The sequence below is a fragment of the Vibrio sp. AH4 genome (assembly GCF_030710545.1).
Taxonomy (GTDB): Bacteria; Pseudomonadota; Gammaproteobacteria; order Enterobacterales; family Vibrionaceae; genus Vibrio; species Vibrio metoecus.
This window is the reverse complement of sequence record NZ_JALAIV010000001.1, coordinates 2,857,670-2,882,600: the sequence shown is the minus strand read 5'-3', so window position 1 is coordinate 2,882,600 and position 24,931 is coordinate 2,857,670. Positions and strand designations below refer to the sequence as shown.

General features: G+C 48.5%; 20 protein-coding genes and 1 tRNA gene. 10 read left to right on the top strand and 11 right to left on the bottom strand.

The features are described from left to right. Positions 1-6 precede the first annotated feature (6 nt). Positions 7-597 carry a TetR/AcrR family transcriptional regulator gene (locus tag MKA69_RS13170; protein ID WP_000113986.1) on the bottom strand — a complete coding sequence of 197 codons (591 nt, stop codon included), beginning with the start codon at positions 595-597 and terminating at the stop codon, positions 7-9. Between the two features lie 195 nt (positions 598-792). Between MKA69_RS13170 and MKA69_RS13165 the strand changes: the two genes are divergently transcribed. Then, a complete protein-coding gene (locus MKA69_RS13165) occupies positions 793-1,662 on the top strand; it encodes a Tim44 domain-containing protein (protein ID WP_000825377.1) in 870 nt (289 codons plus the stop codon). Positions 1,663-1,823: 161 nt separating this feature from the next. Next, entirely contained in the window at positions 1,824-2,141 is a 318-nt protein-coding gene (locus tag MKA69_RS13160) for a DUF1244 domain-containing protein (RefSeq protein WP_000046696.1), read from the top strand. A 76-nt stretch (positions 2,142-2,217) separates the two neighbouring features. Here MKA69_RS13160 and MKA69_RS13155 read toward each other — a convergent pair whose 3' ends face one another. From MKA69_RS13155 to minC, 4 genes are all read right to left on the bottom strand, one after another. After that, a complete protein-coding gene (locus tag MKA69_RS13155) occupies positions 2,218-2,709 on the bottom strand; it encodes a copper resistance protein NlpE (protein ID WP_083802596.1) in 492 nt (163 codons plus the stop codon). A 252-nt stretch (positions 2,710-2,961) separates the two neighbouring features. Continuing rightward, on the bottom strand, positions 2,962-3,225 hold the full coding sequence (gene minE, locus MKA69_RS13150) for a cell division topological specificity factor MinE (RefSeq protein ID WP_000054415.1): 264 nt from the start codon (positions 3,223-3,225) through the stop codon (positions 2,962-2,964). Positions 3,226-3,229: 4 nt separating this feature from the next. Then, a complete protein-coding gene (gene minD, locus MKA69_RS13145) occupies positions 3,230-4,042 on the bottom strand; it encodes a septum site-determining protein MinD (protein ID WP_000086774.1) in 813 nt (270 codons plus the stop codon). Between the two features lie 20 nt (positions 4,043-4,062). Further along, positions 4,063-4,725, bottom strand: a complete 663-nt coding sequence (gene minC / locus MKA69_RS13140) for a septum site-determining protein MinC (RefSeq protein WP_134818003.1) — start codon at positions 4,723-4,725, stop codon at positions 4,063-4,065. 199 nt (positions 4,726-4,924) lie between these two features. On the opposite strand from minC, the gene MKA69_RS13135 reads away from it, so the two are divergent. From MKA69_RS13135 to MKA69_RS13105, 7 genes are all read left to right on the top strand, one after another. Beyond that, entirely contained in the window at positions 4,925-5,203 is a 279-nt protein-coding gene (locus MKA69_RS13135; protein WP_305848203.1) for a YcgL domain-containing protein, read from the top strand. A 24-nt stretch (positions 5,204-5,227) separates the two neighbouring features. Beyond that, the gene (locus MKA69_RS13130; RefSeq protein ID WP_055030021.1) at positions 5,228-6,199 is read left to right on the top strand and encodes a lytic transglycosylase domain-containing protein; all 972 of its coding nucleotides are present in this window, start codon (positions 5,228-5,230) and stop codon (positions 6,197-6,199) included. A 100-nt stretch (positions 6,200-6,299) separates the two neighbouring features. After that, complete coding sequence (locus MKA69_RS13125; protein WP_305848202.1) at positions 6,300-7,247, top strand: LysR family transcriptional regulator; 948 nt, start codon at positions 6,300-6,302, stop codon at positions 7,245-7,247. A 217-nt stretch (positions 7,248-7,464) separates the two neighbouring features. Then, positions 7,465-8,670 (top strand): NupC/NupG family nucleoside CNT transporter, encoded by a 1,206-nt coding sequence (locus MKA69_RS13120; protein ID WP_033932765.1) that lies wholly within the window; start codon positions 7,465-7,467, stop codon positions 8,668-8,670. Between the two features lie 243 nt (positions 8,671-8,913). Next, positions 8,914-11,451 carry an Ig-like domain-containing protein gene (locus MKA69_RS13115; protein WP_305848201.1) on the top strand — a complete coding sequence of 846 codons (2,538 nt, stop codon included), beginning with the start codon at positions 8,914-8,916 and terminating at the stop codon, positions 11,449-11,451. A 263-nt stretch (positions 11,452-11,714) separates the two neighbouring features. Then, positions 11,715-12,809, top strand: coding sequence for a NapC/NirT family cytochrome c (locus tag MKA69_RS13110; RefSeq protein ID WP_305848200.1), 1,095 nt, complete (start codon positions 11,715-11,717; stop codon positions 12,807-12,809). 22 nt (positions 12,810-12,831) lie between these two features. Further along, positions 12,832-15,279: a molybdopterin guanine dinucleotide-containing S/N-oxide reductase gene (locus tag MKA69_RS13105; protein WP_305848199.1), complete on the top strand. Its 2,448-nt coding sequence runs from the start codon at positions 12,832-12,834 to the stop codon at positions 15,277-15,279. Positions 15,280-15,351: 72 nt separating this feature from the next. Here MKA69_RS13105 and folD read toward each other — a convergent pair whose 3' ends face one another. Continuing rightward, a complete protein-coding gene (gene folD / locus MKA69_RS13100) occupies positions 15,352-16,212 on the bottom strand; it encodes a bifunctional methylenetetrahydrofolate dehydrogenase/methenyltetrahydrofolate cyclohydrolase FolD (protein ID WP_055034700.1) in 861 nt (286 codons plus the stop codon). Positions 16,213-16,413: 201 nt separating this feature from the next. On the opposite strand from folD, the gene MKA69_RS13095 reads away from it, so the two are divergent. Continuing rightward, positions 16,414-16,490, top strand: a tRNA-Arg gene (locus MKA69_RS13095). A 200-nt stretch (positions 16,491-16,690) separates the two neighbouring features. Here MKA69_RS13095 and iutA read toward each other — a convergent pair. The 5 genes from iutA to MKA69_RS13070 all read right to left on the bottom strand — a co-directional run bounded on the left by iutA (position 16,691) and on the right by MKA69_RS13070 (position 24,821). Then, complete coding sequence (gene iutA, locus MKA69_RS13090) at positions 16,691-18,865, bottom strand: IutA-like xeno-aerobactin receptor (RefSeq protein ID WP_305848198.1); 2,175 nt, start codon at positions 18,863-18,865, stop codon at positions 16,691-16,693. A gap of 103 nt (positions 18,866-18,968) precedes the next feature. Further along, positions 18,969-20,279, bottom strand: coding sequence for a lysine N(6)-hydroxylase/L-ornithine N(5)-oxygenase family protein (locus MKA69_RS13085; RefSeq protein ID WP_305848197.1), 1,311 nt, complete (start codon positions 20,277-20,279; stop codon positions 18,969-18,971). Between the two features lie 66 nt (positions 20,280-20,345). Beyond that, on the bottom strand, positions 20,346-22,115 hold the full coding sequence (locus MKA69_RS13080; RefSeq protein WP_305848196.1) for an IucA/IucC family siderophore biosynthesis protein: 1,770 nt from the start codon (positions 22,113-22,115) through the stop codon (positions 20,346-20,348). Next, a complete protein-coding gene (locus MKA69_RS13075; RefSeq protein WP_095468204.1) occupies positions 22,115-23,032 on the bottom strand; it encodes a GNAT family N-acetyltransferase in 918 nt (305 codons plus the stop codon). The genes MKA69_RS13080 and MKA69_RS13075 overlap by 1 nt, the downstream gene beginning before the upstream one ends. Beyond that, on the bottom strand, positions 23,025-24,821 hold the full coding sequence (locus MKA69_RS13070) for an IucA/IucC family siderophore biosynthesis protein (protein WP_305848248.1): 1,797 nt from the start codon (positions 24,819-24,821) through the stop codon (positions 23,025-23,027). The genes MKA69_RS13075 and MKA69_RS13070 overlap by 8 nt, the downstream gene beginning before the upstream one ends. Positions 24,822-24,931: the final 110 nt, after the last annotated feature.

Sequence of the window (24,931 nt, the reverse complement as noted above, 5' to 3'; positions counted from 1 at the left end):
CATCCATTACCAGTTGGCCAGATAGTGACTAAGAAGGTTATCAATCAACGCATTACCATCGATAGGCTCGTTGGCAAAAAACTTATCATCCACACTCAAGATCGTGATGCCATGTACGCCAGACCACAATACACGGCTGGCTTGCAGCACCTCTTGTTCAGAGCGCAACGGCGCAATCACTTTCAACAAACCTTCTAGCATGCTGGTCATGTTATCAATGCGCTGGGCTTGCCATTCTGGCAAGGTTTCTCCGTTCATATTGTGCTCAAAAATCAGCTGCCAGCGGTAAGGATTCCGTTTGGCAAAATTATGATAGCAATAGGCTAATTGATATAACGCATCTTTGGGGTAGGGGGTTGATTTTACGGCTTTCTGTGCTTCTAAAGCCAACTCATCTAGAGTTTGTGCCACCACATGAAGTAGCAAGAGGTTGTAGTTGCCAAACACGTTGACTAAGGTACTCGGCACGTAACCAATCATGGTCGCGACTTTACGTAAACTCAGTTCATGATAGGAGTGCGTATCGAGAAACTGTTTAACTCTATCTAGGGTGAGAGCTACCAGCTCTTCTCGGGTGTGATCGTTTCGTCTGGCCATGATCTGGATTCAATAATGAACAACGTTCGATAGTCTAAACATCCCCTACGGGAGCGTCAACGCATCGATTTGCAATATTCTGATACATGTCGATAAATGCAAAACGTTTCCATTGCGAGATGAAGTGGCTATAGTGACCGAGTAAAGATAGGTAGGCTTTCGCAAGCCCCATAACATCAAACCCTAAGGAAGTGTATGAAACGTTTGTTTTCGCTTATCGCGTTAATCATGGTTTCGGTGGCGGTCACTCCGATTGCTGAGGCCAAAAAATTTGGTGGCGGTAAATCGTTTGGTAGCAGTTACAAAACTGCACCCGCACCGAAGCAACAAAAAACCGATACTTTAAAAAAGAATGATACGGCTAACCCTGCCAGCTCAACGAAAAAAGGTTTGATGGGCGGCTTGTTAGGTGGCTTGTTGGCGGGTGGTTTACTCGCGGCTTTCTTTGGCGGTGCATTTGAAGGTATCCAGTTCATGGATATTCTGATCATGGGCTTGATCGCATTTGTGATCTTTAAGCTGATGCGCGGCCTACTGGCTTCAAAACAGGGCAGCATGAATCAGTCTCAGCAGCAACCGGCTTTTGGCGGTATGAACCGTACGCCGTTTGAGCAGCCTAATGTGCACAACTTCGAACAGCCACAATCTATGGGTGGTGGTTTTGGTAGCGCAGCGCAAAGTGACATTCCGCATAACTATCCAGCCGGTTTTGATCGTGTGGCGTTTGTCAATGGGGCTCGTGAACACTACCGCATCTTGCAAGGTGCATGGAACCACAATCAACTAGAGACGATTCGTGAATACGTATCACCAAGTTTGTTTGATGATCTCAAAGCCGAGCGTGCGAACTACGAAGGTGAGCAACACACCGATGTGATGTACGTGGACGCTGAAATTGTGCGTGCTGACTACGATGCAAACCGTGCTCAGTTGAGCTTGCAGTTCAGCGGCCGTTACCGTGACGCCGTCGAAGGCATTGAAGAGAACATCGAGGACGTATGGCACTTAGAGCGTGACCTTACTGTTCCTAATGCACCTTGGTTGATCGTTGGCATTCAAGGCTAGTTGATCGACATCCACGGATTTGCATCATGGTAGAGAACACCCAGTCTTGGCTGGGTGTTTTTCTATCTTCAGAAGAAGTGATGCTGTAATTCCATACCTGAAATGATCAGGCGTTTGGGTATATACTCGCGGCACTCAACATTGCACAAAAGGAAAGTGACGTGGCTCAATTCAAACATCAACAACTCAGCCAAGCCGAGCAAGATAAACTCGATGCCGCAGTGTTTCGTCAACTGTTGCAACATCTGGATCAGAACAAAGACGTACAGAACATCGATTTGATGATTTTGGCAGGCTTCTGTCGTAACTGTTTCTGTAAATGGTATGCCGCTGAAGCGCAGAAAGAGGGGTTAGATCTGGATATTGATGATGCCCGTGAGCGTGTATATGGCATGACTTACGATGAGTGGAAAGCGAACCACCAACCGCCAGCGACACCTGAACAGTTAGCCGCTTTTGAAGCGAAAAATAAGCAGTGATTGTAGAGAAAAACAAAACGCGCCAACGTTGTGGCGCGTTTTAGTGTGAAATCTTTTGCGGTTAGGCAAGTTGCGATTATTGCTTGCTGAGCACGTAAAACTCGGCCAGCTCACCATCGATTTGTTGACCATGCATATCCAGATGAGTCAGCGTATTTTCACCCACAAGATACTGTCTGCCTGTTTGGTCGCCAGATTGTAAGGTTACGATGCTGCCCGTTTCATCCCAAGTAAACGTGCCTTCAGAAACGAAAGGTTCACCCTCTTTGTCGAGATACTGTTCCGTTAATTTGTAAGTACCATCGCTGTTGATCGTCAGTTCAGTTTCAATGCCACCACAGTCAGCGCAAGGCAGGGTACCTTGATAGATGCCAGCCCAATCTAGGCTGTTTTGTGCATTATGTGCCGCATCGACACTGTCGGTTGACGCTTGAGCTGCTGATTGCTCTACAGGTTGCGCTGCAACGTCAACGATCTTTTCTACTTCCACTTTTGCGTCTTGTTGGTTGTCGCATCCGACAAGAATGAGAGTCAGCGCGCTCAGGGCAAAAATACTTTTTTTCATCATAAATCCTTGGTTAAGAAATGTTGACCATCAGAAACTCGGTCACTATGAACTCGCGCCGTTAAGTCTGGGTCAAACGCGCGTCATTTTAGCGACAACTTTTGTGTGATCTAGCTCAATAAAAGTGACATTTCCCAACAGATAATAAAACGTCTCACGCTTTCGATTTAAGGCGCTGGTTTGGTGAATGTTGCCACGTTTAATGATTTGACGAACGGTAAAAAAAAGCCCTCATCTTTGAGGGCTTTAAACCGATTATTTCTCGTCATCCGGCAGTTTGACGTTGAGTTCGAGCACCGAAATATCATCGTCTTTATGCTCGAAGGAGAGCTCAACCATTGAAGGGTCAATCGCGACATACTTGGCAATCACCTTCAAGATGTCTTCTTTGAGCTGTGGCAAGTAGCTCGGTGCCGGATCGTTTTGGCTGCGACGCTCGGCAACGATGATTTGCAAACGCTCTTTGGCAACGCTCGCGGAAGTCTTCTTCTGTGGGCGGAAAAATTCCAGCAATGACATAGCGTTAACCTCCGAATAAGCGTTTGAAAATACCTTTCTTCGCTTCAGTCAGGAAACGAAACTCGACTTGTTCACCCAGTAGACGAGAAACGGTATCTTGGTACGCTTGTCCTGCATCTGACTGGTCATCAAAAATCACTGGAACCCCTTTGTTAGAGGCATTCAGTACGGCCTGACTTTCTGGGATCACGCCAAGCAGCGGTACATGCAGAATTTCTTCGACGTCTTGTACACTTAACATTTCACCTTGAGTCACCCGCGCTGGGTTGTAACGCGTCAGCAGTAGATGTTGCTTGATCGGTGCTTGACCTTGTTCTGCACGCAGAGATTTAGAATCAAGAATGCCGAGAATACGGTCAGAATCGCGCACTGATGAGACTTCTGGGTTGGTGGTGACAATCGCTTCATCGGCGTAGTACAGCGCCATCAAGGCACCTTGCTCGATACCCGCAGGAGAGTCACAAATGATGAAGTCAAACCCCATTTCTTTGAGATCATTAAGTACACGCTGTACACCATCTTTGGTCAGCGCATCTTTATCACGGGTTTGAGAGGCTGGCAGAATGAACAGGTTTTCGTTGCGTTTGTCTTTAATCAAGGCTTGGTTGAGCGTTGCTTCACCGTTGATGACATTGACAAAATCGTATACCACGCGGCGCTCACAGCCCATGATTAAATCGAGATTACGCAGACCGATATCAAAATCGATCACTGCGGTTTTTTTGCCTCGCAGTGCGAGACCTGAAGCAATAGCAGCACTGGAGGTGGTTTTGCCAACCCCGCCTTTTCCTGACGTGACGACAATAATGCGCGACATGTTATATTTTCCTTTCAATCTTAAATCGTGAGCGTTTCGAGGTAGAGTGATTCGTCAGTCATACTGAGCATCACCCTCTGTTGCCAAAACTGACTTTCAATTTGGTCACTCAACCAATAATGGCCGGCGATAGAAATCAGTTCCGCTTGCAAATCATGACAAATAATTCGTGCTTCTCTTTGGCCACTTGCTCCCGCAATCGCTCGGCCACGTAACGTGCCATAAATATGGATCGAACCATCGGCAATCACTTCGGCTCCCGCGCTCACATGGCTTAAAATCACCAAATCACCATCTTTGGCATAGACCTGTTGGCCCGAACGCACTGGGGTTCGTACCACTTTGGTGGGGGCCATTTTGGCTGGGGCTTGAGTAGGGGAGTTGGTTGCGGTCATTACCGCAAAACCCGCTTCGGCAGCGAGATTCTGGCTACGTTTGTCTTTACATCCTGTGACACCAACTGGAATTAAACCCGCTTGGCGGACCCCTTGCTTTAATGCGGGGTAGTCAAGATCACCCTCAACTTTCGCCACATTCAGCACCACGGGGGCATGGGCAAAAAAAGCCGGAGCTTGCGCGACCTTTTCTTGAAGAAATTGAACAGTTTGTTCAATTTGGTTGTCAGAAAGGTGTAACACCGACAAAGTAAAGCTACTACCTTTCAGGTCAGGGTTTTTCGACATGGTAACGTTGACCTCAATAAACTCTATGCCTTGCGGAGAGAGCATTGGCTGAGAACAGGGCTGTCATGTTATATTCAGCGCCAAAGCACAGCAAGTTCTCTTGCGGTGAAATAAGTGATTTGGCATCAATTTTGGTCAAAGTTAACTGAATTAAGACAAAACGCCCTAAGTGGTCAATCATCTAATTAAAAGGCTTGGCATGCTTTGCTCGATTTATAAAAGTCCTAAAAAAGAAGGCACTTATCTGTATATTCCGAAACGGGACGATTTTTCACAGGTTCCTGACACCTTGAAACAAATGTTTGGTAAACCTATTTTTGTCATGTTGGTCAATCTTGAGCAGCGTCAGTTGGCGCAGGTTAATGTGGATAAAGTGAAAGCTTCACTGCAAGAGCAGGGCTTCTTTTTACAGCTACCACCGCCACCAGAAAACTTGCTAGAACAACATAAGGAGCGCAAAGCGCACCAAACTCCCTGATGAAGATGGCTCAAGGAGGGCATCTTGAAAAAATTATTATCGATAGTATTGGGCTTGACCTTGTCAGCACCAGTGCTCGCCAATGAAGTCAGTTTTGAACAATATGTGGAAAGCTTAAAACAGCAGGGACGTCAGGAGGGAATTTCTGATCGCGTTCTTGAGGCGGCTTTTCGAAATGTTGAATACAAACCCCGTGCGGTGGTGGCAGATAAAAACCAACCAGAGAAAAAACTGACGTTGGATGAATATATTCCACGCGCAGTGCCGGAGTGGAAAGTTAAACAAGCTCAAGCTTTGTATGAAAAGCATTATGATGAATTGCAGCGCATTGGGCAGCAATACGGCGTGCAACCCAGATTTATAGTGGCGTTGTGGGGTGTCGAGAGTAATTTCGGTGCGCTGACGGGTAACTTTAGTGTGATTGATGCTTTATCGACGCTGGCCTATGAAGGTCGCCGAGAAGAGTTTTTCCGTAAAGAAACCATGGCCGCTTTGCAAATTTTAGAACAAGGCCATATTGCACCTGAAGCCATGAAAGGCTCTTGGGCGGGGGCGATGGGTCAATGTCAATTTATGCCAAGTTCATTTTTGAATTTTGCTGCAGATGGCAACGGCGATGGCAAAAAAGACATTTGGGGAACGCGTTCAGACGTGTTTGCCTCCACGGCGAACTATCTTAGCCAGTCAGGATGGGATGACAAATATACTTGGGGACGCCAAGTAAAAATCCCTCAAGGCTTTGACCATAATTTAGAAGGGCGCCAGCCAGAAAAAGGCAAAACACTGCAAGAGTGGGGCAAACTGGGCGTAACGCGTTATGACGGTAAGCCACTGCCGGTGCTTTCTGACGACATGAAAGCGTGGCTCATCATGCCTGATGATGAAGCGGGGCGTATTTATCTTGTTTACAACAACTACAATGTGTTGATGAAGTGGAACCGCTCATATTACTTCGCTCTTGCGGTTAGCCATTTGGCGGATCGGATCAAGTTCTGATTTCTGCATACCCAACGGGAGGGCTCTAATGTGAGCCCTCTGTTTTTTCAGTTCATAGCCATAATTGATGGTGGGGATATTTCTTCTATGGGGATAGAGTTTGCTTGCTGAACGTGCCAGTCAAATGGCTTTATTTGCGGTGTTAATTCAACATCAAAGTTTCACCGCCGCCGCGCATGCGCTGGGGGTGTCGGTTTCTCATGTCAGTAAACAGCTCGCCGCGTTAGAAGCGTCACTCGGGGTAAAGTTGGTGCAGCGCACCACGCGCAGTTTCACTCTGACCGATGCCGGAAATCTCTTCTACTCTCAGTGCCGTGAGCTGCTGACGATTGTGACCAATGCACAAAGTGAAATGGAAGATCAGCGTGATGAAGTGGCAGGGCTGATCCGGCTGGGTTTATCGCAATCGTTCGGTACTTTGCATGTGTTGCCGGCCTTGGAGCAACTTCGCCAGCAATACCCAGAATTGAAAGTCGAAGTACATCTGTTTGACCATAAAGTCGATATGCTCAAAGAAGGGCTTGATTTGTGGATCACCAGTAATGAACAACTGCCAGAAGGGTATGTGGCGCAACGCATTGCAGATTGTCGTTTTGTGGTTGCTGCATCAGCAGAATATTTGTTGCGCTATGGTGCACCGACTCAACCTGTAGAATTGATGGAGCATAACTGCTTGATTTATCGAAGTTGGGAGCGTGATTACACTCGCTGGTCATTCAGTCGGGACGGGCAAAGTCAAACCGTTAAAGTCTCAGGCAATTATTCAGTCGATTTGGCGGAAGCGGTGCGCGATGCCGCAGTGGCAGGATGGGGCATCGCCTACTTAGCGACGTATTTATTGCGTGATGAATTTCGCACAGGGCAGTTAATTCAACTGTTACCAGAATGGTGTGCCAACCAGCAAATGCCGTTTTATGCGGTGTATCCAAGCCGTCAACATATGCCGAAAAAGACTTCGGCGGTCATCGAGTTCATCAAAGATACGCTAGGTAATCCTTGTTATTGGGATTCACGCTTACAACCTTATGTGCGCTTTACCGCGGGATAAGACGTAATCGATTGTTGCTGATTTTCAAAAGATATTTTCCAAATGGAAAAGATGGGTTTTAGGCAAACGTTTAGTTTTAATAAAATCATCAAGTTATGAAAATTCGCACTTTACGCTCCCGTTCGGTAATGAGTGATTAACAAACTCGCCTTGCGCATACGATTTCCTTCACTAAAATCGCCGCCTTTCCTGTTCTATTCACATTTTAGGCGGCGTTATGTCATCACTTCTTGGTATGGGCGCAATTTTGCTGGTTGCGTGGCTACTTTCTACCAATAGAAAAAATATCAACTTGCGTACAGTTTCCTTAGCGTTGCTGTTACAAATCTTTTTCGCGTTATTGGTGCTGTATGTACCTGCAGGTAAAGATGCACTGAATGGCGTGACGGGGGCGGTGTCACAACTGATCAACTACGGACAAGATGGGATTGGTTTTGTGTTTGGTGGCCTCGCTAATGGCAGCGTGGGTTTCGTGTTTGCGATCAATGTCCTCGGCATCATCATTTTCTTCTCAGCATTGATTTCTGGCCTTTACCATCTAGGCATTATGCCGAAAGTGATTAACCTCATCGGTGGTGGTTTACAGAAATTGCTTGGCACAGGCCGTGCGGAATCCCTTTCCGCCACCGCAAACATTTTCGTGGGTATGATTGAAGCGCCGCTGGTGGTAAAACCTTATCTCCATAAAATGACGGATTCGCAATTCTTTGCAGTGATGACGGGCGGCTTAGCGTCGGTTGCTGGCGGTACTTTGGTTGGTTATGCCTCTTTAGGTGTGGAATTGAACTATCTGATCGCGGCGGCTTTCATGTCTGCCCCTGCGGGTCTCTTGATGGCAAAAATCATGTTGCCAGAAACCGAACACGTCGATGCCGCGATTGCGCAAGATGAGTTGGATCTGCCGAAATCCACTAACGTCGTCGAAGCGATTGCGGATGGCGCGATGTCTGGTGTGAAAATTGCTGTTGCGGTGGGCGCGACTTTGCTGGCCTTCGTGAGTGTGATTGCTCTGCTAAATGGCTTGTTAGGCTGGGTTGGTGGCTGGTTTGGCATCGAACTGAGCTTTGAGCTGATCATGGGTTATGTTTTCGCTCCGGTGGCGTGGCTGATTGGTATTCCATGGCATGAAGCGATCACCGCAGGTTCGCTGATTGGTAATAAAGTCGTCGTGAACGAGTTTGTGGCTTTCATTCAACTCATCGAAGTGAAGCAGCAGTTGAGTGCGCACTCACAAGCGATCATCACTTTTGCTCTGTGTGGCTTTGCGAATATTTCAACCATGGCGATTTTGATTGGTGGCTTAGGCAGTTTGGTACCTGAACGTCGTGCCTTTATTTCACAATATGGTTTCCGCGCGATTGGTGCGGGCGTGTTGGCTAACCTGATGAGCGCATCGATCGCTGGGGTGATTTTATCACTGTGATCGCAGATTGATGGATTGAGGCCAGCGTGTATGCTGGCCTTTTTTTTATGCGCGTTTTGAGCAAGGCTAATCGGCATATTTCGATTCGTGAATCGCGCCGAAAAAGTATTGAAAGCGATGTTTCATCGCGTTGTGCGCAGTGACACTGTGCCGAGAATCGTAAACTATTCAGGCGATTAACATGCAAAACTTTCACTCTAGAGTATTAGTTATAGGCGATATCATCTAATACAGGAGAGAAACATGAAGCGCTATTGTTTAGCGGCAGTGATTGCCGCCAGCTTGGGAGTAAGCTACTCCGCACAAGCTTACAATTGTGCTGGCGTGCCAGTGTGGGATAGCAACACCGTGTATGTCGGCAGCGACAAAGTTCAAAAAACCAACACCGCTTACCAAGCGCGTTACTGGACTCAGGGTAACGATCCGGCAACGCATTCTGGCCCATGGGATGCATGGCAAGCTCTTGGGCAATGTGACGGGGGAAGCAATAATCCTCCTCAAGTGTCCATTCAATCGCCGCTCAATAATGCCAAGATCCCACAAGGCTCCGTCGTCGGATTGCAAGCCAATGCCTTAGATAGCGATGGCAGCATCTCCCAAGTAGAATTCTTAGTGGGTACTCAGCGTATCGCTATTGATCAACAAGCCCCATATCAAGTGGATTGGACGGCAACGCTAGGAGCCACTTCAGTGACCGCGATTGCGACCGATAACCAAGGCGCAACATCAAGCAGCACCGTGAACATCAGCGTAACGCCTACTGGTAACCCAGTCCCACCAACCGTGACGTTGACTAGCCCAATGGGCAGTGAACAGTTAACCGTGGGCGATGTTTTAGCCGTAGCCGCCAATGCCACTGACAGTGATGGCACTGTCAACGCTGTTGAATTTTATGTCGATGGTCAACTTGTTGTGACGGATAGCTCTGAGCCTTACCAGTTTAATTGGAATGCCGTTGTCGGCAGCCACACCTTTAAAGCCAAAGCGATTGATAACGACAACCAATCTACCGTGAGTCAAGAAGTGACTTTAACGGTCAGCAGTGGTTCCAATGCAGGGTGTGCAGGTCTTCCGGTTTATTCTGCGGGAACGGCCTATTCGGCAGGGCAGTTGGTACAAAACAAGAACCAAAAATACCGTTGTGATATTGCAGGTTGGTGTTCTTCCAGCTCTGGCTGGGCGTATGAACCTGGAGTAGGGAGTTATTGGAAAGAGGCGTGGAGTGGCTTAGGTGCTTGTTCAACGCCACCAGCGGTGACATTAACTAACCCAACCGCGAACCAAGTGATTCTTGCGGGGTCAACCGTCAGTGTGGCGGCGCAAGCCAGTGATGCCGATGGCTCGGTCACGCAAGTGGAATTTTTTGCAGGCAACAACAGCTTAGGCGTGGTGACTCAAGCGCCTTATGCGGTCAATTGGCTAGCAACCACAACGGGGAATCAAACCTTGAAAGCTGTGGCGACCGACAACGACAGTAACACCAGTGAAAGCGCAGTCAGCGTGACGGTGAGCGATCAAGATCTGGTGGTTTCACTGACGTCACCGACGTCTGGCCAAACTGTCGGTTTAGGTAAACCTGTTAATATTGCCGCTGATGCGACTTCACTGACTAACAACGTGGCGAAAGTGGAATTTGTGATCAACGGCGCGGTGGTTGCGACCGATACCACGGAGCCTTTTGCTTACAGTTGGACGCCGAGTGCCATCGGTAACTATACCGTCGCGGCAAAAGCGACCGATGCAGCCGGAACGAGCGTGACGTCTTCAGCCGCCGCAATCAGTGTTGTAGAACAAACGCAGAAGAAACATCGCTTAATTGGTTATTGGCATAACTTCGTCAATGGTGCGGGTTGTCCAATCCGCCTTGCAGATATGTCACAAGCGTGGGATGTGGTTGACATTGCCTTTGCTGAAAACGATCGCAACAGTACAGGTACGGTGCACTTCAACCTGTATGCCGGCGATATTTACAGCAGTTGCCCTGCGCTCGATCCCGCGCAATTTAAGCAAGATATGAAAGCGCTGCAGGCGAAAGGCAAAGTGTTTGTGCTCTCGCTTGGTGGTGCGGAAGGCACAATCACTCTCAATAATGATCAAGATGAAGCCAACTTTGTGAACAGCTTAACGGCATTGATCAAAGAGTGGGGCTTCGATGGATTAGACGTGGATCTTGAAAGCGGCTCGAACCTTGTTCATGGCTCACAAATTCAAGCGCGTTTAGGCCGAGCATTGAAGCAAATCGAGAAAAACATCGGTGGTGATATGTTCCTCACTATGGCGCCTGAACATCCTTATGTACAAGGTGGAATGGTGGCTTACAGCGGTATTTGGGGCGCTTACATTCCGGTGATCAATGAAGTGCGCGATACACTCGATATTCTGCATGTTCAGCTCTACAACAATGGTGGCTTACCTAATCCGTATACTCCGGGGGCAGCACCAGAAGGTTCGGTGGATATGATGGTTGCCCAGTCAAAAATGTTGATTGAAGGTTTCACCTTGGCCAACGGTACACGCTTTGAACCACTGCGTGATGACCAAGTAGCGATTGGTTTACCCTCAGGCCCAAGCTCGGCAAACTCAGGCCAAGCACCAACTCAAAATATCCTTGATGCGTTGGATTGTTTAACCAAAGGAACCCGTTGTGGCACCATTAAACCAGCCTTTGCCTATCCTAATTATGCGGGGGTGATGACGTGGTCAATCAACTGGGATCAACATGATGGCTTTAATTTCTCCAAACCGGTTGGGGACAAACTTAGCCAGATGAATGGTCAGTAAATAGCGCTGTTTATTTCGCTGATAATGCCGATCACCCCAGCCATGCTGGGGTGATTTTTTATGGTTTGTTGAGTACATGGATGAAAGGTAAACACGTTGATTGAAATTGGTGAAGAGTCACCGCGAGTGGTTTTGTTATTTGTTGGACACTAAATCACATAAGCACGCTTTTCGTAGCACGTATATGATGCGGATCAATATCTCATACCCCAAAAGGGGTAGGATGATCGCATATTTCAAAATGTAAAAGGATATGTCAGCGTATGTCGTTCAAAAAAAGGTATGTTGCACTGCTTGTTGTCATCGGGGTGGCAATTGGCTGGGCCACTTTGGGTGGTAGTGCTGCTGTGATGCATTACACCTCAAGCACAGAGTTTTGCCTCTCCTGCCACACTATGGAGACCCCTTATAAGGAGTATCAAGGTTCTGTTCACTTTTCTAATGCGAAAGGCATCCGTGCTGAGTGTGCTGATTGCCATATTCCTAGTGATCCGGTCGATTACCTCATCACAAAAGTGCGTGCTTCCAAAGATATCTACCATGAATTTGTCACCGGTAAGATTGGCACACCGGAGAAGTATGAAGCTCATCGCCAAGAGTTAGCCGAAACCGTATGGGAGCAAATGCGCGCCAATGATTCGGCGACGTGTCGCTCTTGTCATGATTTTGATGCGATGGAGCCGTTTGAGCAGTCACCGGAGTCGGTGAAAATGCACGACTACGCGAAAGCCAACAATCAAACCTGTATTGATTGCCACAAAGGGGTTGCACACTTTGCGCCTGAAGCTGAACTCGATAGCAAAGCGTTTGAAACCTTGATGGCGTTTACTGAAAAAACGGCCGCAGATGCACAACGGGTTTATCCAGTCACTGCAATTACTATGGGTGAATTGGGTACGATCAACCCAACGACTGCTCTGGATGTCGTGAGTACCAATGGCAACGAGCGTACCGTGCAAATTAACGCTTACCAAATGAAAGGTGCCGAACAAGTTCTGTATATGGGCGATGGGCAACGCGCGGTAGTGGCTACATTAACGGAGCAAGGCCAGCAAGCGCTGCAAGCACAAGACTACAAAACCGATGCTTATGGTAACCAGTGGCGTGCGGTGAGCTTGACGGCGAAAATCACTTCCCCAGTGGTGGATAGCTTAGAGCCGGTTTGGTCTTACGCAGAACAGCTCGATAACGTGTATTGTGCAACGTGCCATGCCAAGATCCCGTCCAATCACTTTACGGTGAATGCTTGGGGGCCAGTGGCGAAAAGTATGGGAGAACGGACAGACATTTCTGCCGAGAACCTAGAAATTCTCACCAAGTTCTTCCAACACCACGCCAAAGATGTGGTTGGTCACTGAGTACAAGTAGAGGGATAACGTTATGACTAAAATCACCCGCCGTGGATTTTTAAAAGGCACTGGTATGGCTGCTGGTGCAATGGCTTTCACTTCATTCTCGCCACTCTCGGTTGCCAGTGATAATGCGCGTGGCAAAGGCGTGTTAACGGCTGGACGTATGGGGCCACTTCTCTGTGAAGTGCAAGATGGCAAAATGGTGGCGACCAAAAATGCGTTGGCACAAACCGTACCGAACAGCTTGCAATCGACAGGCCCTGATCAGGTGTATACCCAAGCGCGGGTTAAATACCCTATGGTTCGCAAAGGCTTTCTCGCGAACCCTGCCGCGCCGAAAGGAGTACGTGGCAGTGATGAGTTTGTCCGCGTATCGTGGGATGACGCGTATCGCTTAATCCATGAGCAGCATATGCGCATTCGCAAAACCTATGGTCCAGCCTCGGTGTTTGCTGGCTCTTATGGTTGGCGCTCCAGTGGCGTGCTGCATAAAGCTCAAACTTTATTGCAACGCTATATGAGTATGGCGGGCGGCTATTCAGGCCACTTGGGCGATTACTCAACTGGCGCGGCGCAAATCATCATGCCACACGTGGTCGGTTCGATTGAAGTATACGAGCAACAAACCACTTATCCCGTAGTGTTAGAGCACAGTGATGTGGTGGTTCTGTGGGGCTTAAACCCGATCAACACATTGAAAATTGCGTGGAGCTCGACCGATTGCGCAGGCCTTGAATTCTTCCATCAATTGAAAAAATCCGGCAAAACCATTATCGGTATTGATCCGATCCGCTCCGAAACCATCGAGTTTTTCGGTGAGCAAGCCCAATGGATTGCCCCACACCCGATGACGGATGTGGCGATGATGATGGGGATCGCCCACTCACTGATCAAACAAGGTAAGCATGATAAAGCCTTCTTGGATAAATACACCGTAGGCTACGATCGCTTTGAAGCGTATCTACTGGGTAAAGAAGATGGCGTTGAAAAATCCGCGCAATGGGCAGAAGGCATCTGTGGCGTACCAGCCAAGCAACTAGAAATGCTGGCTGAGATTTTCAGCAATCATCGCACCATGCTAATGGCAGGCTGGGGTATGCAGCGTCAGCAATATGGTGAGCAGCGTCACTGGATGGTGGTGACGTTAGCGGCGATGTTGGGACAAATCGGCTTGCCGGGCGGTGGTTTTGGTTTCTCCTACCATTACTCGAATGGGGGTAACCCCGCGCGTGACGCGGGTGTGCTGCCTGCGATTTCGGCTGCCATTGGTGGTGGATCTTCAGCGGGGAATGATTGGGCGATTTCGGGGGCGACGCAAAGTTTCCCAGTCGCGCGTATTGTTGAAGCGTTAGAGCATCCGGGCGCGACCTATCAACACAATGGTCACACGCTGACCTTCCCTGAGATCAAGATGATCTGGTGGGCGGGTGGTGCCAACTTTACTCACCACCAAGACACCAATCGTCTGATCAAAGCGTGGCAGAAGCCTGAACTGATTGTGATTTCTGAGCCGTATTGGACAGCAGCGGCGAAGCATGCCGATATCGTACTGCCGATCACCACAACGTTTGAGCGTAATGACTTGACCATGACAGGTGACTACAGTAACCAACACTTGGTGCCGATGAAACAGGTGGTGGAGCCACAAGGCGAAGCGCGTAACGACTTTGATGTGTTTGCCGATATGGCGGAAATGATCCGTCCCGGAGGCCGTGATGTGTTTACTGAGGGCAAAACCGAGATGGAATGGTTGTACGGTTTCTACAAAACCGCGCAGAAGAGCGGCCGTGCAGCACGAGTGGCGATGCCAAACTTCAGTAAATTCTGGGAAGATAACCAGCTGATTGAAATGAAGTGGAACGCGAAAAATGCTCAGTTTGTGCGTTACGCCGATTTTCGCGCTGATCCGATCCTCAATCCATTAGGTACACCGAGCGGCAAGATTGAGATTTACTCTAAGACTCTGGCGGGCTTTAATTTGCCTGATTGTCCAGCCCATCCAACCTGGTTGGCTCCTGATGAATTTACCGGTAATGCGAAGCAGGGCGAGTTGCAATTAATGACGGCGCACGCGGCGCACCGTCTACACAGTCAATTCAACTACGCTAAATTGCGTGAAGAGTATGCGATTGCTAACCGGGAGCCGATCTGGATTCATCCAGAAGATGCGGCATCACGCGGCATTCAAACGGGCGATTTGGTTCGTGCCTATAACCAGCGTGGCCAAGTGTTAGTCGGGGCTTTGATTACAGATCGCATCAAACAAGGCTCAGTCTGTATTCACGAAGGCGGCTGGCCGGATCTGGATGCACAAAGCGGCTTATGTAAGAACGGTGGTGCGAATGTGCTGACTTCAGACATTCCGACTTCTCGTTTGGCCAACGGCTGTGCGGCGAACTCTTCTTTGGTGCGTATTGAAAAATACACCGGACCTGCGTTGGAGCTCACCGCATTCATGCCACCGAAAAATGGCTAACCGCGACGAAAAACGGTAATAGAAAGCCGAGGCAAATGCCTCGGCTTTTTTGTCTTAAGGAGGAACGTCGAATTACCGTTCAGTATGGAACTGCTCACACGCCATCATGGTGTTTTCAATCAAGCTTGCGACGGTCATAGGTCCGACACCACCGGGTACTGGTGTGATAAAGCTTGCTCGCGTGCGGGCAACATCGTATTCCACATCGCCAACCAGTTTGCCTGTATCTAAGCGGTTAATGCCGACATCGACCACAATCGCGCCTTCTTTAATCCATGCTCCCGGAATAAAGTTGGGTTTACCGACCGCAACCACCAAGACATCCGCTTGGCGAATATGGCCTTCGAGATCTTGAGTAAAGCGGTGGCAAGTGGTAGTAGTGCAACCTGCCAGTAACAGCTCTAACGTCATAGGGCGACCAACAATGTTGGAGGCACCCACAATCACCGCATGTTTACCGCGCAAGGGAATGTTGTAACGATCGAGCAGAGTAATGATGCCTTTGGGCGTGCAAGAGCGCAGTTTCGGAATGCGCTGCGCCAAACGGCCAACGTTGTAAGGGTGGAAACCATCCACATCTTTCTCAGGGTGAATACTCTCCAACACTTTGGTGGTATCAATACCTGCAGGCAAAGGCAGTTGCACCAAAATGCCATCGATTTGTGGATCGTTATTGAGTTCTTCAACCAGTGACAGCAAGGTTTCTTCACTCGCGGTGGCGGGTAAATCGAAAGATTTGGAGACAAACCCGACTTCTTCGCAAGCACGGCGTTTACTGCCGACATACACTTGTGAAGCAGGATCTTCGCCCACCAACACAACCGCCAGTCCTGGGGCTCGTAACCCAGCTTGAACCCGAGCTTTAACACGGGCTGCCACTTCTGAGCGCACCGTTTGCGAAATCAGCGTTCCATCAATATTTTGAGCAGTCATGACTTTCCTTACAGGTTTGGAGCGAAAATTTTTGCGCGCATTGTCGCAGATATTTTTGATAACATCCACAGGCAAACGTTTGCTTTGTTCTGTTTTTCGGCAGTTGAGATGGGATCGGTAAAATATTGCTCATTCGAAACAGAAAGTTAGACAAAGACGTTGATCTAGCCCGTTTAACTCGTATAATCCTCACCCTGTAGCGCGCCCTTAGCTCAGTTGGATAGAGCACGTGCCTTCTAAGCATGTGGTCACAGGTTCGAATCCTGTAGGGCGTGCCATTATTCTAAGCGCCAGCAAGTGAATTCTTGCTGGCGTTTTTTCATTTCTGCGGTTTTATTTCTCTGCTGTGAGCGAGTACGCGAAGAGTGGAATAGCAGGATGGTGACTATCCAATGTATTCAAAATAGGTAGGATGTGGCACTGAAAAGCTAAGGAATGAAATGGCAGCCACTCCTCAATAGAATAACTGCCACTTAGATTAGAACTTCACTTGGTAGTTCAGGGTATAAGTACGGCCACGGCCTTTGTAGTCATACGCCGCAGCATCGTAGTGAGCTGAGTATTCAATCTGCGCACGTTGCCCCCAAATGGTGGTGTAGTCGTGGTCAAATAGGTTGAGCACACCAAAACCGAGACTGCCCACTGGCAATTGGTAGCTACCGACTAAGTCAAAGATGGTGTAACCATCCAGTTTATTCTGTTTGTCATCTTTGTAGTCAAACATGGTTTGGCTCTGTAATTTAACCGCCAGATCCGCGTCATACCAACCCGCCCAAGCACTGGCTTTTGATGTGCTGGCGTTATTAGCGGCCATATCTGCCCAGCCGTTATCACCTTTGACTTCCGAGATCACATAGTGGCCTGACGCACCCAATTGAACATTGGTGTGTACCCAGTAAGATGCCATAGCCTCAAGGCCGTAAACGCGTTTCTTATCTTCCACTTCTTCAATCAATAAAGTTTGCTTGTTGTAAGAAACGGATTTATCCGAGGTGGAATAGTAGGCCGCGGTTTGCAGGTTGAAACTGTCTTTTTCTAAACGGTAGCCCAACTCAAAGCTGTTGGTTTTAATGCCTGACATCTTAGAGCTATCAACATTGATACTGTCTTGCAACGTCCAATGGTTACCGACCAGTTTATAATTGCCTTGACCATAGTATTTCGCAGGGTCAGCCAGATCGAAACCTTGTGAGAAGTTAGCCCACACTTGCGAGTGATTATTGAGATGATAAAGCGTGCCCAAGTTGAACAGACCCACGTTGTAGTCAGTTTCGCCTCCCGGTACGGCATCGGCAGAAGTGCCTTTACCTTCAGCGATGTTCTTCTGCTGCTGGTAGCCCACGAAGTCATCGATTTTATTGACCATATGCTGGTAACGGAAGCCACCTTCGACTGACCAGTCGTCAGTGATGTCGTAACCTGCTTGAACAAAACCGGCGACAGAACCTACTTTAATCCCTGGGTAACGGCCCACTTGCGCGTAAGTACGGTTGATGAGGTTTCCTGAGTTGTTGGCGATGGTTTTGTCATACTGCGCTTGGTTGCTGTCTAACTGATCTTGATAAGCATCAATCCCATACACCAGATTCAGTTTGTCAAAATTCTTCGCCAAAGCGGCCTTGAGTGAGATGACATCCGTGATCTGTTGGCCAGAAGACTGGTAGTAAGGGGTATAGGTTTGATCTTCTTTACGGTAGGAGGCTTCCGCAATCAGTTGGTGATTCAAGAACTCATCATTGACGTAAGACGCACTCAGCATCATGCGTTCTGTGCCGTGTTCGCGGTCTGAGTCAAAGCCGTTTCTTACGTCCACAAACTTGTTATTAACGATGTACAGGCCGTAAGGGGAGTCTTGCTGGCTATCATAGTATTGCGCCAACAGGTTGAGTTTTTGGGTTTCAGAAATATTCACACCCACCGTCGTCATCAAATCAACGGTTTGGTTGAATTGCAGAGAGCCTTGTGAAATGTCGGGTGTGACGATATCGCCGTTGGCATCAAAGAAACCTTGGGTTTCGGTATACACCACAGAAGCGCGGGCTTGAACTTTATCGTTGCCGCCAGAGATGGATTGGCCGACTTTGTAGTCAAAATCTTCACCAGAATTAAAACCAGACTTTGCGCCGATGTAAGATTCAAATTCGAGCTCTTGGCTTGTCGCTTTCTTGGTGATGATGTTGATGACACCGCCCGATGCGCCCGCACCGTAGATAGACGTTGCACCAGAAAGCACTTCGATACGTTCAATGTTAAACGGGTCGATCGAGTCCATGTGGCGGCTGATTTGACGCGAAGATTCGAGGGATACGCCATCGATCATCACCAGCATTTTGCGTCCACGCAGATTTTGGCCGTAGTTGGTTCGTGCGCCTGAGCTGACATCCAGTGATGGAATGGCGGAAGCGAGGATCTCACCTAAGGTTTTACCACCACGATATTCTTGTTCGATCTGTTCTGAATCGATGTACCAAACGGTTCCAGGGATATCACTGATCGCTTTCGGGGTGCGGCTTGAAACCACCACCATTTCGTCAAACATGGTCTGCTCTTCTGCAACCACAGGAGTGGTAAGGAGGGCACTGGTGACGGCAATTGCAGCTGCTGACAGTGACAGAGGGGTGGACTTGAGCAAATTTCCTTTTGTAGATTTCATTTTCTTCTCTATATGTATGTAAAAATAAGCCCTTAGGCCACTTGGGTGTTTGGGGCTGATTGAAATGCCACTCACCTTTGGAGTGAGTGACAAAAAAGTGAGCTTAAGCGACCAATTTCTTCGCGATGGCGCTAGGTGATAGCCAATCAATCATTCCTTTTCCGTAGTCGATATCGAAAATAGTTTGTCCCGCAAGGCGATTGATGATGCGTGCACTGCGCCACGCCATAAGGCTAAGCTGCGGCTCGGCAATCCCGTGGCTATGCATCCCCGCATTCACGGCGAAGATCTTGTTACGTTGTTGTCCTTCCCACTTAAGCTCAAAATCTGGGGTCATTTGGTAGCGGTTGTGCTCATCAAGATCGAGCAGCGGCAGAATCGTGTTCAAACAGGCGGGATAGGGCGCTTCAAAGCCCGTCGCTAAAATGACGATGTCTGCTTCGTACGTTTCTAAACACTGCCCTAGTGCATTGTTGGCGGTCAGTTTGAACGCACTGCCTTGTACACTCATTTGAGTTAAGGATCGGTGTGGTAGCAGCCTTACCCATTTGTCTTCCTTGAGTACATCGAATCGGTGGTAAAGCTCTTGATAAATGGTTAACAAGGCTTTCTGTGTTACCCCATCCGAAGTGAGTTTCTGGTTTGCCACCTCTTTACGTTTGACGCTCGGTGACAAATGAAAGAAAGCATCCACGTAATCGGGCGCGAAAAACTCATTGGTAAACGCGGCTTCATCGAGAGGTTGATAATTGGCGCGGCGAGATAGCCAGTCGAGTGACTTGGGTTTGCCCCATTTCTGCTGCAAAGCGTTAATGAAAATATCTGCACCGCTTTGCCCGCCACCGATGATCAGCACACGTTTGCCAGTGAAGTTTCGCTCTTGCAGCCCTACGTCCGCGGCATGGAACACGCGCTCACCAAGGTGGGCTTTGGCGCATTCGGGTACTGAAGGAACCTTGCCTGTGCCAATGCAGAGATTTTTCGCTTGGTAGGTGCCTTGATGGGTGTGCAGCGTGAATGCCTCACCGGTGTATTCCACCTGTTCAACTCGGGTTGAAAACTGAACGTTATCCAACTGATGAGCTACCCAAGCGAGGTAGTCCGAAAACTCGTGACGGCTGATGCATTTGAGCTCAGCAGACAAGAAACGATAAAACTTTTTGTTCTTCACCAGATAAGAGATGAAGGAGTAGCGACTTTCTGGATGCACCGCGCTCACCAAGTCCTTCAAAAACATGGTTTGCATGTGGGTGTTATCAAGCAGTAACCCTGGGTGCCAAGAAAAATGGTCACGGCTTTCAAAAAAGCGTGCGGAAATTTGCGGTTTGTCCGCCAGTAGGGCAGCAATGCTAAGGTTAAATGGACCGACGCCGACACCGGCGAAATCAAGTTTGGCGTTGTTAGTGTGTTCCATAAGAGCAATCCTTTTCTTTGGGTAATGTCGGCTTCGTTAACACTAAAATTATGGTTATGTGGTTAGTTAGCCTTGGTGTTCCAGTGTTTTGGTCAATGGGTTGTTGAGCATGTCATCCATGTCAGGCAGCATCCTTGATGCGCTTGCATCTGTACTATGGCGAAACTTGGCTAAGTTCAGCCCGATCCGTAAAATTCTCGGCTTAAACAGATCAAACTGTTCAAACCTTGGTTGGTACTCTTGATGGGCGGCCATGTAAGCTTGCAGCCGCTCCCCGAGCAGGCGGTAAAACTGCGGCTCGGAGAAGCCCAATTTGGCCACTAAGGGCGAAATAAAACGTAACGTGGTAACAAAATGCCCGGTTTGTAAGTCATGAATAATCAGGTGTTCTGGCAGGCGAACGGTGACTTTTTTCACGCTGTCATCCAGTGACGCTTGTTCTGGATACTCACTGCTGACTAAGCGCATATCGCCTTGGAAATCCTTGAGCAGAATGCGTTTCGGGGCGTGGTTCTCCAGCACTAAAGTGACGTTCTGCCCATGCGCAATCAGCGAGACACCGTATTTACACAGCAGGTGGTAATAGGGGATGACCACCGCATCAAACAGTTTGCTGAGCCAAACTTCGAGGGTTAACCCAGAGGCTTGAACGTATTCTGCAATCAGTGGTTGACCTTGATTGTCACTTTCCATCAGTGCCGCCATTAAGATGGCGCTTTCACCGGCTTTTAATTTGGAAGCCGCCGATTCACGCCAAATCACCCCGAGCAGCTCGTGGTAGCGATAGGGTGCATTGGGCAGCAGAGCGTAGTCCGCTTGGGCGGCGAAGGCGGCTGCGGGTTCTTGCAACACTTCGGCCTGTTTCGCGATAAGCAGGGGTTCAGACTTAAAGACCTGATCGATCCAGTCAGAAGCCGTAGGGCCGGCCAAAATGTAGCGCCCCGGAATCCCTCGGTAGCAGGAGGTATTCATTACAGTGAGCGGCAATTTGATGTCGTAACTCGCTGGGCGAGTGACATTACTTAATGTGCGCAGCGACAGTTGAGGCAAGAAGTGATCGCCAAACTCGCCTAAATACACCAACTGCTTAGTCGCGATTTCACGTACAAACAGCAGTGCCAGTTTATTGCTCCACTGCCAAGGATGAACCGGAACATAACGATACCCATGTAGTTCAAGTTGATAGGAAGCCAATAAACTGTCCATCTGCTTGATTTCATCGGGCGTGATGGCACTTTGCAGTAAGGCTTGCCATGTGACTTCATCGTTGGTGGCGAGCTGCAAAATCGAGTGATGAACCGCGACCCAACCCAGTTGGAAAGCGCGTTCCGCTTCTGGTGCATACCGCTTTAAATCATCACTGCCCCAACCGCGGCGGCCTTTGTTGAACACAAATTTCGGATGTCCATCAAAGTAGGTTTGCTGTTGCTCGCACGGCAGCATGGCCAGATCTCGTGCCGTCATGGTTTGCTTGCGCTGCATCAGCTTGCAATCACCGAGTAAGGTGGCATTGAGATCTTCGAGATGTTCGGCGAAGGCGTCATCCGGCATCTTGAGCAGAGGTTGCAGATCGCGCATCAATAGTGCAGCGGAAATCGGCTGCTCCGCCTCTATTTCGGCATGGCGAGTAATGGAAGTCGGGTCAATCATGACCTGCCCCCAAATATTCTCTTCGCCAGCAAAGCAATAACGTGTGCCATTTTCTAAGTTGAGCTGATAACCCTGTGCGGTTGGCTCAAATTGAAACGCTTGCTCGTAAGCGAACTCACTGAGGATTTTGCCCACCATCTTCTGATTGGCGACAGCCCAGTAACGATGTAGCGCTAACTGATCCATTACCATCGCTCCGCAAAAAATTGCTCACGATTTAGCATCAACAATGCCGAGCGTTTATGGGGGAAGTTGAACTCAAAACACTTGCGGTAACCCAGTGGCAAGATGCGATTAAATAAGCGTTCATTGTCAGAACGAGGCTCAAGCACAACGCGGTTGGTGCGAACATCGTCAATAAACAAGTAGTGGCTGATGGCGCGCATCCAAGCATTGAAAAATTTAGGGCCGCGGAAGGCTTGCTCGCCAACGAGCAAATGGATACCACGGTCATAATTCTCTACCGCGTAGTACGGGCTGAGTCGATCTTCAGCAACCCAATAGGCTTCCACATAACCAAATGGTTCACCGTTAAATTCGCCAATCAGCGGAATGATGTGTGGATCAGCAAGGCGCTGCTCAAGAAATTCGGCGAGTTTTTCCTCACTCCATGCTTGTTCCCAAAAGTGCGCCACGCGAGGGTCGTTCATCCAGCGTGTGAAGCGTTGCAGATCTTTATCCAGCTCAATCACTCGGAAACTGACGTTCAACTCGGCATCAAAATCATACCTTTGGTACACCTGGCCTTGCGGCATAGGCGGACGTAAAGGGTGATGTCGGTACTGGTTGTTGGACTGAATAAGCTGCAGTGGGAAACTGCCTGATGGTTTGTGTTGGTGCCAAGCGAGTGGCAATTGGTAAAAAGCGCAGCGAGATACCTTTTGATCAATCAAAGGTAAGAGTTGCTCAATCCAGGTTTGAATCTCAGAGTCACGAGCCACCACTTTCAGCGCTTCAATCTGTTTATCTTGGCTGAGCAACTGGTCAATTTCGCGCACGAGCTGCGGGGCAATTTCAGAACAAACCAAATCACTGGCGTGCAGGGTCAATTCAATAACCGGTTGAGGTTCGGTGCTAAAAATAAAGGTATTAAACTTAGACATGAGCAATTTCCTCAATACGAGCCAGAGGGTTAGGTAAATCGAAATAGATCACAGCCGGATCAGGAATGGAGTTTTCATTAAAGTTTTGTAAGTAACAGAAAAAGTTACCTTTACAGCACAGCGCCTCACTGGTCAGTACATAGCGTAGGCAGAGATCATCCTTCACTCCGCTTTGCAGTAGAACGTTGAGGTTGTGATACAGAATCTCGATGAGCTCACTCTCTTCCACATCCAAATTCGCGCAGATCGCAGAAATCAGATTGAAGGTGGAGTTGATGATGAGGTAGTAAGCGAAGTAGCGGCGTACTTTGTCTTGGTTCCAGTAGTTTTCGAGCGCTTCTTTTTGATCGCCAAGTTGTTCGCCAAACAGCTTAAATGCCAAATCGGTATAGCCCGTACCTTGGCAGTCGCGATAGTACATCCCCACCGGGCAGCCTTGCTCTAACTGCATGACGATATTTTGCTGGTGGGCTAAAAACACAATCCCCAAATTGGCCTGCAAGTGGAATAAAGGCACAACGGCATGGCGGCAATAAGCATCAAACCATAGGCTGGCTGCTTGGTGCGAAGAAAGGTGTTGTTGTGTGGCGTAATGCTGAATGCGCGCAGCCACAAGGCTACTGCCACCATATGGGTTTTGTTGGGTAAGCGTTGCCAATACCACGGCTTCTTCTGCCTGATTATCCATCAATGGATTGTCTCGAAATGCCACAAGACTCTCGTCAATGATTTTGCCATTTAGATCTTTCAGTCCGATATAGGCAGGTTCTTGCATCAACTGGAAACCTTGTCCGTTACCGAGCTGTTGTGCCAGTTTTGGGTGCTGGAACAGATCATTGAGTCTTGTTCCGCGAATCACTTCTTTCAGTGACAGGTTACGGATGGAATTGGTGAGTTTGACACTGAGCGAAAACTTGAGCATGTAAGGCAAACCCGGCGCGTAAAGTGAGCGCGTGGACGAGGTTGGATACCAAGTTGCACCGAGTTGGCCTAGATTCTGGATTTGCTTGGTGGCGAGGTAGCCTTTAATGGATGGGTTCTCTGTCATGACATACCATTGCCATGGATGTACGGGAAGCAGCCCATGACCTTGTTGCTGCGCACTCTGCAAAGCGTCAACTAATTTGGGATCGTGCGCGACGAGTGCTTCAAATCGCTGGTTGAAATGAATGTCAGCAGAGCTACCGCTAGTGAGAAGTGATTGTTCGACGCTAAGCCAGAAGAGTTTGAATTGACCACCGAGTTCGGGTGAGTAGAGTTTGGCATCGCTCAAACTAAATTGTTCACGGCTTTTGGGGGCAGGGTGGAAAGAGTGGCCGATCAATAACCCCTGTTCTGCGGTTTTAAAATCCAGTTGTTCGGTAAATAACTGCTGTTGATAGGGAGAGTGTTCGATGGCCTGTTCAGTGTTGCGATGACTTTCTAGAACTCGTTGAGTGAAAATGGTTTTTTGCGCTTCGCTGACGATGCCGACGAGTGCAGGCTCGTTAACTATGTGTTCAATGAGCTGTTCAACACTCAGCGTTTTAATGCTGTCTTGCGTATGCAAAAGAGCAGGTAGGCAATATTCATGGCTCCCAAGGGAAGAAAAATAACTGAGAGGGATAGTAATGGAGTCTGAGTTTGTCAGAGGGAGTCGATAAACACGTTTGCCATCTTCACCACAAAGTAGTTGGACTGATTGACTCTCACGGGCTAATGAATTGAGAAAACACGCGATAGAAGGTTCATTTTTGTTGGCCCAATCATTTGATTTTTCTAGGTTAATCCGCTCGTTGTTGCGATGCATTCCGTTTCTCGCCATCTTATTAATCAAAATGTGTGGTAATGCTAATTATTATCATTTGCATGATCAATAGGTTTTTGTAGATTTGTGCGAATTTTTTGTTAAAAAGGTAA